Source organism: Saccharomonospora sp. CUA-673 (genome assembly GCF_001942305.1).
Lineage (GTDB): Bacteria > Actinomycetota > Actinomycetes > Mycobacteriales > Pseudonocardiaceae > Prauserella.
The window spans coordinates 43,993-56,075 of sequence record NZ_MKKE01000026.1; the positions used below are offsets into that span (position 1 = coordinate 43,993).

The window sequence follows — 12,083 nt, forward strand, 5'->3', positions numbered from 1 at the left end:
CGGATTCGACGCGGGTGTCACCGGTCGCATGTCGACATGGACCCGGTCGCGCCGGTGGACGTCGCGTGTGCGACGGGGCGGCCGTCGACGAGCAGGTCGTACTGTCCGTCGGGGCGCGGTGGCACGCCGACGTAGCTCTTGGCCGTGCGCACGGCGTCGAGTTCGACGACGGTGGCGGCGGTGCGGAACGCCAGCCGCACCCCGGCGGGTTGCGTTTCGGCCATGGCCAGCTGGGCGCCGGGCCCGCGGCCGTCGAAGTAGCGCGTGCGGACCGACGTCGCAGCCGGTGCATCAGCACGCCGCGGTCGGTGTGTTCCAGTTCGGCGGCGCCCACGACAAGATCGTCGATGCGCGCGGCACGGAGGGTGGCTTCACTCGGCACCCCCGAACCCTAGCCACCACCCCGCCACCGAGCACGCGGTTTCCCACCGGAGCCGATCGGCGTGCCGTCGCCCTCGATGGCGCCGAAGAACGCCGGAGGCCAGGCCGCCGGAGCCGCATCTGACGCCTCGTCGGACGTCGACGCGACCACGAGCCGCCGCGCTTCGGCGACCAACCTGCGGACGTGCTCGTCCGGAAGTTCGTCCACCAGGCGCTTCAGCTCGTCGCGCTCCTGGCTGCTCATGGAGGCACGCTCCAGCGCCGCGTGACGTTACGGCTTGCGGCCGACTGCGGCGGCGATGCAGTGGGCCGCGGACGAGTGGCCGTCGAGCGGCGGGCCGTCCGGCCACCATTCGTCGTTCATGACCAGGCCCGGTTCGATCAGGTCGAGACCGTCGAGCATCTCGAGGATCTCGGAGCGCTTGCGCCAGTAGCCACGGCCGGTGCCACCTGCGCCGCGCATGATCTCCTGCACGCGCATCGCGGTTTCGGTGTGCTCGTTCTCCGGGTCGATGAAGTGCGTGAACGCGACGTACGAACCCGACGGCAGCGCGTCGATGTAGGCGCGCATCACGTCGACGGGCGGCATGCCGTGTTCGGCGTCGTGGTGGTGCAGCGTGGCGACCTGCAGCAGGCCGAGCGGGCGGGAGAAGTCGAGGAACTCGCGGACCGACTCGTTGCCGAGCACGTCGTCGGGCTCGAAGATGTCGGCGTCGAGGAAGCGGGTGTTCTCGTTCTCCTCGAGGATCGCGCGGCCGTGCGCGAGCACCACGGGGTCGTTGTCGACGTAGACGACGCGGGCGTCGTCGTTGAGGCGCTGGGCGACCTGGTGGGTGTTCTCGGCGGTCGGCAGGCCGGAACCGCAGTCGAGGAACTGGTCGATGCCCGCGCGCGTGGCGAGGAACCGCACGGCGCGGATCAGGAACATGCGGTTGCTGATCGCGATCTGCCGAACCTCGGGAACGGCCTCGTCCATGCGGTAGATCAGCTCGCGGTCGACCTCGTAGTTCGTCTGGCCGCCGATGGCGAAGTCGTAGGCACGCGCGATGCTGGGCACCGTCGTGTCGATCGTCTTCACGGTCGGCGACACGGACTCGGATTCGGCAGAAGCGGACATCTCAGACTGACCTCGCTACACACGGACGTCACGGCGGTGGGGACCTCAGACACGCAGGGTAGCCCAATCGGCGGCACCTGTGACCACCCAGCCGACATCGAGATCAACATGCCGCCCACGAACCGCACGGGGGCGATGACCCCGGCCGAGCCCTACGACAGAACCCATGAAGCGACCACTGCGACGTCATCGAGGGCGTCGGGGATTGATCGGAGCGCGCCGGTGATGGCATTCCACCTCCTGCGGCCCGACGTGGCGGGCGAACTCGGCGAGGGAACGGTTCTCGACACCTCCACGCATCCGCCGGTCGTTCACCAGCTGGAGTACGTCGTGAGCGCCTGGTTCGGATCGGACATCCTCGAGTCGTTTCCCTGTTTCGTGGTGTCGGCCGAACTGGGGACGGCACTCGAGAAGTCGGGGCTCGGGTCGTTCGAGCTCGCCGATATGCGGCTGACCGTGACACCGGAAGCCGACGAACTCCGACGCGACATGGGCGTACGCGAGTTCCCGACGTTCGTCTGGCTGAAGGTTCACGGGCAAGCAGGCGTGGACGATGTCGGCGTCGACCGACGGGCGTCCCTCGTGGTCTCCGACCGCGCGCTCGAGCTCCTCCGCCGCTTCGACCTCGACGGTTGCGACGTCGAGGAGTACGCCGGCCCTTGACGCACGCTGCCGGTCACGCCGGGGTGTGGCTGAGGATTGCGACGAGGAAGTCGGAGTTCGGTTCGAGGGGTTCGAGGTCCCAGGTGGCGAGGGCGTGGTCGGTGCGCAGGCCGGCGGCGGTGACGTCGGCGAAGAAGTCGTCGGCGGTGTAGCCACGGTCGGTTCCGAATCCGACGGCGGCCCGCCCCTCCGGCGCCAGCCACTCGCGGAATCGGCGCACGACGGTGGCGCGGGTGCTCGGCGCGAGGAACGGAATCACGTTGCCGGCGCAGACGATCAGGTCGAACGGCGTCGCGACGCCCTCGGCCGCGAGGTCCACCTCGGCGAGATCGCCGACCAGCCAACGCGGCCCCGGGTGATCCTCCTCGGCGGCGGCGATCAGCACCGGGTCGACATCCACGCCGACGACGTCGTGCCCCGCCGCGGCGAGCGCCGCCGCGACCCGGCCCGGACCGCATCCGGCGTCGAGGATGCGGGCGCCGCGCGGGGCCATCGCGTCCACCAGCCGCGCCTCACCGGCGAGGTCCTCGCCTGCGCGCGCGAGACCCCGCATCCGCTCCACATACCACTCGGAATGACCGGGATCCTCGGCCACCTTCTGCATCCAACGACTTGTCTCGACCACGGCGCCATTGTGCCCTTCCCATGCACCGCTGTGCCTGCCCAATGCGCCTGTCCGAGTCGCCGCGCGGGCCCGCGCAAGGACCGGGTGCTGCCTGTCACACCCGGCGTCGCTACCCGGCGAGGCTGACCACCGATGACTACCCAAAGTTGATCTCAAGGGACCCGACGGGGCTCGATGGTGGACGTCAACGACACCTGTCTGGCTGATTCGACTGCGCCGTTCATCGGGCAACCTGGTCGCCGCTCGACGACCACGGGCAGGAGGACGGGGACCGACGATGGCCGAATCGGCCATCCCGGAAGCGGACACCGCGGCGGACACGAGCACCGAGGCCGTCGTGCTGCTCGACGACAACGGAGACCGGATCGGCACCGAGGCGAAGTCGACGGTGCATCATCGGGACACTCCGCTGCATCTGGCGTTCTCCGCCTACGTGTTCAACCCGCGCGGCGAGCTGTTGTTGACCCGCCGGGCGGCGAGCAAGAAGACCTGGCCGCACGTGTGGACCAACAGTTGCTGCGGTCATCCCCTGCCGGACGAACCGCTGCCCGACGCTGTCGCGCGGCGGCTGTCCGACGAGTTGGGACTCACCGCCGGGCCCATCGATCTGGTCCTGCCCATGTTCCGGTACCGCGCGACGATGCCCAACGGCATCGTCGAGAACGAGTGGTGCCCGGTCTATCGGGTGCAGGTCGACGGGACACCCGTGCCGGCGCCCGACGAGGTGTCGGCCACGCAGTGGGTGGCGTGGCACCAGTTCGTCCGAGCGGTGTCCACCGGCGAGGTCACCGTCTCCCCGTGGTGCGCCGAACAACTGCGGGCACTGGCCGAACTCGACGGCGGCCCTGCCGACTGGCCGGTAGCCGACCCCACGGAACTCCCTCCCGCCGCACGCCCGCACCCATAGCCCGTAACCCGTAGCGCGAACACGGGTCACCGACGCACCCATCACCGGCCACGGACGCAGTAATCACCGACGCACCAATCACCAATCACCGGCAAATCCGACGACCGTTCGACAGCGCACAACGCGTGACACGCACAGGAGGAGAAACCGATGACCAAGTCCGCTGAATCGGGTGCAGGCGCGGAGAACCCGCAGCAGAGCCTGAGTACCGCGGCGGCGCGAAACCTCGCGACCACCACCAAGTCGACGCCGCAGATGCAGGGCATCACGTCGCGGTGGCTGTTGAAGCTGCTGCCGTGGGTTCAGGCGGACGGCGGCGTCTACCGGGTCAACCGGCGTTTGACCTACACCATCGGGGACGGCCGGATCACGTGCGTGACCTCCGGTGACGACGTCCGCGTGCTGGCGCCGGAGCTGCGGGAGCTGCGGTACCTGCGCACCTTCGACGACGACGCCGCGCTCGAAGCGCTCGCCGATCGCTTCGAGAAACGGGAGTACGAGCCGGGAGACCTGCTGGCAGAAGCCGGCAACCCGGCCAACGAACTCGTTCTGCTCGCACACGGCAAGGCGAGCAAACTCGGCACCGGCGCGTACGGCGAGCAGACCGCGCTCGAGGTGCTCAACGACGGCCGGTTCTTCGGCGAGCGCATTCTGGGTGAGGAGGTGCCCGACTGGGACTTCACGGTCAAGGCGCTCACCCCGTGCACCGTCCTGGTGCTCACCGACAGCGCGCTGGCCGAAGCGGGCGAGGCCATCACGCCGCTGCGTGAGCACGTCCGCAGGGAACGCGAGGCCGAGGACCAGCACTCCGGGTACGGCAACGCCGACGGTGAGGCGTCGGTCGAGGTGGCCTCGGGCCACGCGGGTGAACAGGCGCTGGCGGGCACGTTCGTCGACTACGAGTTGTCCCCGCGCGAGTACGAGCTGAGCGTGGCGCAAACGGTCCTGCGGGTCCACAGCCGGGTCGCCGATCTGTACAACCAGCCGATGGATCAGGTCGAGCAGCAGCTGCGACTGACGATCGAGGCCCTGCGCGAGCGGCAGGAAGACGAACTGGTCAACAATCGCGACTTCGGCCTCCTGCACAATGCCGATCTGCGGCAGCGAACCAGCACCCGGTCCGGACCGCCGACCCCGGACGACATGGACGATCTGCTCGCGCTGGTGTGGAAGGAGCCGTCGTTCTTCCTGGCTCACCCGCGTGCGATCGCCGCGTTCGGCGCCGAGTGCAACCGTCGCGGGATCTACCCGGTGAGCGTGGACATGAACGGGCATCAGGTGCCGTCCTGGCGCGGGGTTCCGATCCTGCCGTGCAACAAGATCGGCGTCTCGGCGACCAACACCACCTCGATCATGCTGATGCGCACCGGTGAACACGCCCGCGGCGTCGTCGGGTTGTGGCAGACCGGGATTCCCGACGAGTACGAGCCCGGCCTGAACGTGCGCTTCATGGGGATGGACGAGAAGGCCATCATCTCGTATCTGGTCAGCACGTATTACTCGGCGGCCGTGCTGGTTCCGGACGCGCTCGCGCTCCTGACGGACGTCCAGATCGGCACCGAGAGCTGACCGGCATGCAGCCTTTCCAACTGCCGGAGTTCTACGTCGCGCACCCGGCCAGGCTGAATCCTCATGTCGAAACGGCCCGCGAGCACACGAAGCGCTGGGCCTTCGAGATGGGCATGCTCGGCGACACGGTCGGCGGCGACGTGGTCTGGGACGAGGCGACGTTCGACGGGATGGACTACGCCGGCCTGTGCGCCTACACCCATCCGGAGGCCAGTGCGCCGGTTCTGAACACCGTCACCGATTGGTACACCTGGGTCTTCTACTTCGACGACCACTTCCTCGAGGCGTTCAAACGCACCGGGGACCTGGACGGGGCCCGGGCCTATCTGGACCGGCTGGCCACGTTCATGCCGCTCGACGCATGTCGATGCCGGAACCGACCAATCCGGACGAACGCGGACTCGGTGACCTGTGGGCCCGCACGGTGCCGGCGATGTCGCAGACGTGGCGGGAACGCTTCGCCGACAGCACCCGGAACCTGTTGCTGGACTGCGTGTGGGAGATCCGCAACATCAACAGCGATCGGGTGCCGAACCCGATCGACTACATCGAGATGCGCCGCAAGGTCGGCGGTGCACCGTGGTCGGCCAACCTGGTCGAGTACGCACGAGGGGCCGAGGTTCCCGATGCCCTTGCGGGAACCCGTCCGCTGCGGGTGCTGGCGGACACGTTCGCCGACGCCGTGCATCTGCGCAACGACATCTTCTCGTATCAGCGGGAGACGGAGGACGAGGGCGAGGTCAACAACGGGGTCCTGGTGATCGAGCGGTTCTTCGCCTGCTCGCCGCAACAGGCCGCCGAGATCGTCAACGATCAGCTCACCTCCCGGATCCACCAGTTCGAGAACACGGTGCTCACCGAGCTCGGCCCGCTGTTCGACGACCACGGCATCGACCCGCAGCAGCGCGCCGACACGCTGTCCTACGTGCAAGGGCTGCAGGATTGGCAGTCGGGCGGGCACGAGTGGCACATGCGGTCCAACCGGTACATGAACAGCTCGGCGGGCGGCGGTCCCGGGCCGGTGCTCGGCGGGCCGACCGGGCTCGGCACCTCCGCGGCCCGGATCGGCTTCCTGAAGGGGCTGGCCGGGCCGGGCGGACTGCGCAGCCACCTGCAGCCGCCGATGCGGACGACGGGCCCGCTGCCGTTGCCGGAGTTCGACCTGGACTTCGACGTCAGCCTGTCCCCGCACCTGCCCACGGCGCGCCGCGAGAGCATCGACTGGGCGGGCCGGGTCGGGTTCTACGACGCGTTGCCGGAATTGGGCGGGCAGCAACTGTGGACCCGTGCCGACAACGTCGGATTCGACTTCGCGCTCTGTTCCGCCGGTCTCGATCCGGACGCCACGGAGACCGCGCTGACCCTGTCGGCGGAATGGCTCACGTGGGGCACGTGGGGTGACGACTACTTCCCCGCGGTGTTCCGTCCAACAGAGACAGTCGCGGCGATGGAGGCGGCCAAGGCGTGCAACGCCCGGCTGGCGCAGTTCCTCCCGCTGGATCTGGAGGACATGCCGGAACCGCTGAACCCGCTCGAACGTGCCCTCGCCGACCTGTGGCCCCGCACCGCCGGTCCGATGTCGACCTCGGCGCGCCGCATGTTCAAGGCCGCGGTGGAAAGCATGACCGAGAGCTGGTTGTGGGAGCTGGCGAACCACATCCAGCGACGGGTGCCCGACCCGGTCGACTATCTGGAGATGCGCCGGCGCACGTTCGGTTCGGACATGACCATCACGTTGTCGAAGATCGCCCGTGGTGGCGCGGTCCCCGACGAGATCTTCCGGACCAGCACCATGCGCGGCATCGAGAACGCCGCGCAGGACTACGGCTGTCTCATCAACGACGTGTTCTCCTACCAGAAGGAGATCCAGTACGAGGGTGAGCTGCACAATCTCGTCCTGGTCGTGGAGTCGTTCTTCGACTGCGACCGGGACACGGCGGCGGGCGTCGTGTCCGACCTGATGCGGGCCAGGATGCGGCAGTTCCAGCGACTCGTCAGCGAGGAACTGCCCGTGCTGTTCGAGCATCACCGGCTCGATTCCGCCGCCCGCGCCGGAATCACCGACTACATCGGGGAACTGCAGGACTGGATCGCCGGCATTCTGCTGTGGCATCGCGAGACGAGCCGCTACCGCCCGGAAAATCTGCGCCACCCCCACGCGGCCGCAGGCCCGGCCGCCGCTGCTGCCGCCACCGCTGCTGCCCCTGCGACGACGCCACCGCCCGTGCGACCGGCCGTCCCGCGCGGTCCCACCGGTTTCGGCACGTCCGCCGCCCGCCGATTCGCCGGCAGCGATTCCGTGCGGTCGACATGACCGGTGCTGCAGCCGAGGCCACCCGAGACCGAAAGGAACCAGCGTGACCACACCCGATTCCGAATCCACGACCGCGCAGCCGTTGTCCGCCCTCAGCACCGAGGCAGCTCGGACGCTGTCCACCACCACGAAGTCCGAGCCCTACATGCAGGGCATCACGCCGCGGTGGCTGCTGCGCATGCTGCCGTGGGTGGAGGTCTCCAGTGGTACGTACCGGGTCAACCGGCGGCGGACCTACACCATCGGCGACGGGCAGATCACCTGCACCCTCGCCGACGGCACCTACCGTCCGGTCGCCGGGGAACTGCGGGAACTGCGCGCGCTGCGCGAGTTCGACGACGATGACGTGCTGCGGGAACTGGCGGAGGCGTTCCGGCAGGACGAGTACACCTCCGGCGAGACGATCTGCGCGTCCGGCGACCCCGTCGACGGGGTGCGGGTGCTCGCGCGCGGCAGGGTCACCAGGCACGGTACCGGCGAATACGGTGAACGGATCCTGCTCGACGTCATCGACGACGGCGACCATTTCGGCGGAACAGGACTGCTGGACCCGCAGGCGGCCTGGGATTTCACGGCGGTCGCCGAAACCACGTGCACGGTGCTGACCCTGCCGCGAGAGGTGGTCGACCGGGTGAGCACCAGCCATCCGCACCTGGCGGCCCACCTCACCGAGACCGCCGCCAGGGTCGTCGCCGACCGCGCTCGATCCGACAAGTACGGGCAGGCGGCGATCGGGCTCACGTCGGGGCAGCACGGCGAGCCGGCCATTCCCGGCACCTACGTCGATTACGAGCCACAGCCGCGTGAGTACGAGCTGAGCATCGCCCAGCTGCGGCTGCGGGTGCACACCCGGGTCAGCGACCTCTACAACAAGCCGATGGACCAGTTGCAGCAGCAGGTGCGGCTGTCGATCGAGTCGCTGTTGGAGCGGCAGGAACGCGATCTGCTCACCCACCACGACTACGGACTGCTGAACAACGTCGATCCCACCCAGCGGCTGCGGTCGGTCACCGGCGCACCCGCCCCGGACGACATGGATCGGCTGTTGGCCCGGCGCCGCAAGACCGCGTTCTTCCTGGCACATCCGAAGGTCATCGCCCAGTTCGGCCGCGAATGCACGGCACGTGGCATCTACCCGACGCCGGCAGAGGTCGAGGGCCGTCCGGTCCAGGCGTGGCGCGGGGTGCCGATCCTGCCGTCCGACAAGATCCCGATCTCGGCCACCGGCACCAGCAGCATTCTCGCCATGCGCGTCGGCGAGCGCGACGACGGAGTGATCGCGTTGCGGCAGACGGGTCTGCCGGACGAGGTCCGGCCCGGCATCAATGCCCGGTTCGCGGGCATCGACGAGAAGGCCGTCGCCACCTACGTGCTGGGCGCAAACCACGCCGCGGCCGTGCTCGTCAGCGACGCCCTCGGCATGCTGACGAACGTTCAGCTCGGCCGGTAAGCATCGACGAGGGAGCACCCGAATTGCCGACGAGGTCTCAGAGCGCCGACGCAGACGCCGCCGTGGCGATTCTCGAACGCAGTCGGGCCTGCGTCACACCGAAACTGCGGGACGCGGTGCACACGCTGCCCGCGTCGATCCGGACCGTCGCGGGTTACCACCTCGGCTGGTGGGATCGTGACGGCCGGCCGGAGGACACCGACGGTGGCAAGGCGTTGCGGCCCGCGCTCGCACTGCTCGCCGCCCGCGCGGTCGGCGGCAGTACGGACGCCGCTCTGCCCGCGGCGGTCGCGGTCGAACTCGTGCACAACTTCTCGCTGTTGCACGACGATGTCATGGACGGCGACACGACCCGTCGGCATCGGACGACCGCGTGGGTGGCGTTCGGGACCGGACCGGCGATCCTCGCCGGTGACGCCCTGCTGACCCGGGCGCTGGAGTTGGTCGCCGTCAGCGGCCATGCGCGGGCGACCGAGGTGACGGAACTGATCAGCAGGGCCGTCAGCCGCCTCATCGAGGGGCAGTTCGCCGATGTGAGCTTCGAACAACGCTCCGATGTGGACGTCACCGAATGTCTCGCCATGGCCGATGACAAGACCGGCGCGCTGTTCGAGTGCGCCACCACCGCGGGCGGCATGTTCGGCGACGCCGGCCCGGACGACCTCCACCGCCTGCGCGAGTACGGCCGCCTGTGCGGCCGCGCGTTCCAGCACGCCGACGATCTGCTCGGCATCTGGGGCGATCCGGCGGTCACCGGGAAGTCCGCGTACTCCGACCTCCGCAGTCACAAGAAGTCGCTACCCGTGGTGTGGGCGCTGCATTCCGGCACGGAGGCGGGCGCCGCGCTGGCCGACCTGTACGCCCGCGACGCGCCGCTCGACGACGCCGAAGCGGAGAAGGCCGCAGAGTTGGTCGAAGTCGCCGGTGGGCGCGCATGGAGCCGGCAACAGGCACGTCAGCTCGGCGAGCAGGCTGTGGCGACGGTGTCCGGCATCGACGCGACCCCGCTGCCGTGGCCGATCTGCGACTGCTCGCGGCACTCACCGCAGACCGCGCCAGCTGACCCCTGCGGACACCGACCTGCGCGCTCCACTCGCCCGCGCGACTACTCGCCGGTAATGTCGGTGTCAGGGGGCAGGACGGGTGGTCGGCATGGGTGTCGTGAACGTGCACGAGCGGCGCTTCGCCGTGCCCCAGGACCAGGTCGGCGCGCTGATCGACGCGCTGGCCGGCGACGACGACCCGGTGTGGCCCGGCAAACTGTGGCCCCCGCTCCGCCTGGACCGACCGCTGGGCGTCGGGGCGACCGGCGGACACGGCCCCGTCCGGTACCACGTGATCGCCTACGTCCCCGGCCGTTGGGTGCGCTTCTCGTTCGACCGGCCCACCGGGTTCGACGGCGTCCACGAGTTCACCGCGCTCACCGACGGCGACCACACGGTGTTGCGTCACCTGATCGCCATGCGCGTCCACGGAACAGCGCGCCTCAGCTGGCCACTCGTCTACGGCCCGCTGCACGACGCACTCCTCGAAGACCTCCTCGACCGCGCCGAACACCGCATCACCGGCACCATCGCGACCCCCGCCCGCTGGAACCCGTGGGTCCGCCTCCTCCGCCGCCTAGCGACGCGGTGATCGTCGAGGCAGTAAAAAGCCCCAGGTCTGTGACCTGGGGCTTTGGCGCGCCTATAGGGATTCGAACCCCAAACCTTCTGATCCGTAGTCCGGGGCTCAATCTACCGTCAATGTACAGTCGAGGTTAGCCTCTGTCAACTCCTCCAGCTCACACGGCACCTCCGACCGGTCCGAGTGCCGCCTACGACTGGCCAGTGTCGGGCTCTACGTCGGCAGCCGAGCCCACCTGGAGACCACCCTGAGCGCTTAGCGCGACACCTTGCGTCCAAGCGGTTGCGTCTATCGAGGGGGGTGGTGTTCACCAGACGACAGGGCCGCGTTCGCTGTCAACCATGAACGCACCATAACCACGTCTCGCGACAAGGGACCGGGAAAACACCGTCAGCGCGGTCAGCCGCGCCGGGACTGGCCATGGCGGCGGATCAGGACAGATTTCGTTCGGAATGTGTGTCGACCGGGAGTCTGCGCCACACCGCTATGTCGTCGGCATTCCGAGGGACACGGCCCTACGCTGGTGGTCATGATCTTCTCTGCGCTGCATCGCGCCCTCGGAGTTGAACCGGGCCCGCTGACGGACAAGCTACTCGATGCGGCGGTCAGCAATGGTGTTGCGGAGACGACGGATCTGGACTGGAAGCTCGAGCTTCCACCGCCGAAGGGGCTGCAGCACACAGATTTCCCCAAGGATATCGCCGCGATGGCCAACAGCGGCGGAGGCGTTATCGTCTACGGCGTGCGCGAGTCGCAGAAGGCTGCGACAGAACGGGTCGACGTTGGCGAACTCGACGAGGCCTACGAGCGTGCGCTGCGGAGTGCGGCGATCACCGCCGTTGCACCGCCCGTGTTCGGCCTGAACGTCCATCGCCTCGGCGACGATGGCGGCAACCGCGCTGTCGTCGTGGAGGTCCCCGCGAGCATCGACGGGCCCCATCTCATCTACAAGAACGACTACTTCGGTGCCCCCGTGCGCAACGACTCCGACACAGTGTGGATGAAGGAACGCCAGATTGAGGCGATGTACCGGGCACGGTTCGATGAACGCCGTCACGCAGCTGAGGCGCTGCACAATCTGTTTGACGAAGCCGCGGGCGGACGCAAGTCAGACGAGCGCGCCTGGCTAATCGCGGTCGCCCACCCTCGCGTTCCCCGATTTCACGAGCGCCTGGCGCGCGAGGGTGCCCGCAACGTGCTGACCAACGCCGAAAAGCTTGCCCTCTTCTACGCTGGCCGTGGCGGTGTGCACCTGACTGGGCCCCGTTTGGTGGTCCAGTGGTTATGAGAGTGCGGGTTGGTTGGTGATCCACTGCTCGCGGAAGGTGGTCGGGGGGTTGGCCGCCGAGCGAGCCGTGGGGTCTGTAGGTGTTGTACTCGATGCGCCAGTCCTCGGCCAGGACCTGGGCTTCGAGTAGCGTGTTGAACTGC

The 12,083-nt window shown here is 68.7% G+C and carries 11 protein-coding genes and 3 pseudogenes; 9 read left to right on the forward strand and 5 right to left on the reverse strand.

Annotation, left to right across the window (positions count from 1 at the left end):
* Nucleotides 1-17: 17 nt before the first annotated feature.
* The 3 genes from BJF85_RS31425 to BJF85_RS13590 all read right to left on the reverse strand — a co-directional run bounded on the left by BJF85_RS31425 (nucleotide 18) and on the right by BJF85_RS13590 (nucleotide 1,498).
* Nucleotides 18-224: a hypothetical protein gene (locus BJF85_RS31425; protein ID WP_369822162.1), complete on the reverse strand. Its 207-nt coding sequence runs from the start codon at nucleotides 222-224 to the stop codon at nucleotides 18-20.
* 167 nt (nucleotides 225-391) lie between these two features.
* Entirely contained in the window at nucleotides 392-625 is a 234-nt protein-coding gene (locus BJF85_RS13585; RefSeq protein ID WP_075847881.1) for a hypothetical protein, read from the reverse strand.
* A 27-nt stretch (nucleotides 626-652) separates the two neighbouring features.
* A complete protein-coding gene (locus BJF85_RS13590) occupies nucleotides 653-1,498 on the reverse strand; it encodes an SAM-dependent methyltransferase (RefSeq protein WP_075847883.1) in 846 nt (281 codons plus the stop codon).
* A gap of 222 nt (nucleotides 1,499-1,720) precedes the next feature.
* Here BJF85_RS13590 and BJF85_RS13595 point away from each other — a divergent pair, with 222 nt between their 5' ends.
* On the forward strand, nucleotides 1,721-2,161 hold the full coding sequence (locus BJF85_RS13595; RefSeq protein WP_222844549.1) for a hypothetical protein: 441 nt from the start codon (nucleotides 1,721-1,723) through the stop codon (nucleotides 2,159-2,161).
* Between the two features lie 13 nt (nucleotides 2,162-2,174).
* Here BJF85_RS13595 and BJF85_RS13600 read toward each other — a convergent pair whose 3' ends face one another.
* A complete protein-coding gene (locus BJF85_RS13600) occupies nucleotides 2,175-2,786 on the reverse strand; it encodes a bifunctional 2-polyprenyl-6-hydroxyphenol methylase/3-demethylubiquinol 3-O-methyltransferase UbiG (RefSeq protein ID WP_075847887.1) in 612 nt (203 codons plus the stop codon).
* Between the two features lie 277 nt (nucleotides 2,787-3,063).
* Between BJF85_RS13600 and idi the strand changes: the two genes are divergently transcribed.
* The 8 genes and pseudogenes from idi (at nucleotide 3,064) to BJF85_RS13635 (ending at nucleotide 11,940) form a co-directional block, all read left to right on the forward strand.
* Nucleotides 3,064-3,693 (forward strand): isopentenyl-diphosphate Delta-isomerase, encoded by a 630-nt coding sequence (gene idi, locus BJF85_RS13605; RefSeq protein WP_075847889.1) that lies wholly within the window; start codon nucleotides 3,064-3,066, stop codon nucleotides 3,691-3,693.
* Nucleotides 3,694-3,843: 150 nt separating this feature from the next.
* Nucleotides 3,844-5,262 (forward strand): family 2B encapsulin nanocompartment shell protein, encoded by a 1,419-nt coding sequence (locus BJF85_RS13610; RefSeq protein ID WP_075847891.1) that lies wholly within the window; start codon nucleotides 3,844-3,846, stop codon nucleotides 5,260-5,262.
* Between the two features lie 170 nt (nucleotides 5,263-5,432).
* Nucleotides 5,433-6,040: pseudogene (locus tag BJF85_RS31430) on the forward strand (germacradienol/geosmin synthase); the annotation flags it as partial.
* A gap of 345 nt (nucleotides 6,041-6,385) precedes the next feature.
* On the forward strand, nucleotides 6,386-7,576 hold the full coding sequence (locus BJF85_RS31435; RefSeq protein WP_369822165.1) for a hypothetical protein: 1,191 nt from the start codon (nucleotides 6,386-6,388) through the stop codon (nucleotides 7,574-7,576).
* A 43-nt stretch (nucleotides 7,577-7,619) separates the two neighbouring features.
* Nucleotides 7,620-9,026 carry a family 2B encapsulin nanocompartment shell protein gene (locus tag BJF85_RS13620; RefSeq protein ID WP_075847893.1) on the forward strand — a complete coding sequence of 469 codons (1,407 nt, stop codon included), beginning with the start codon at nucleotides 7,620-7,622 and terminating at the stop codon, nucleotides 9,024-9,026.
* 116 nt (nucleotides 9,027-9,142) lie between these two features.
* A pseudogene (locus BJF85_RS13625) lies at nucleotides 9,143-9,874 on the forward strand (polyprenyl synthetase family protein); the annotation flags it as partial.
* A 304-nt stretch (nucleotides 9,875-10,178) separates the two neighbouring features.
* Nucleotides 10,179-10,661, forward strand: coding sequence for a hypothetical protein (locus BJF85_RS13630; protein WP_075847915.1), 483 nt, complete (start codon nucleotides 10,179-10,181; stop codon nucleotides 10,659-10,661).
* A 520-nt stretch (nucleotides 10,662-11,181) separates the two neighbouring features.
* Entirely contained in the window at nucleotides 11,182-11,940 is a 759-nt protein-coding gene (locus BJF85_RS13635) for a helix-turn-helix domain-containing protein (protein ID WP_222844550.1), read from the forward strand.
* A gap of 55 nt (nucleotides 11,941-11,995) precedes the next feature.
* Here the strand turns inward: BJF85_RS13635 and BJF85_RS30095 are convergent.
* Nucleotides 11,996-12,083: pseudogene (locus BJF85_RS30095) on the reverse strand (integrase core domain-containing protein); the annotation flags it as partial.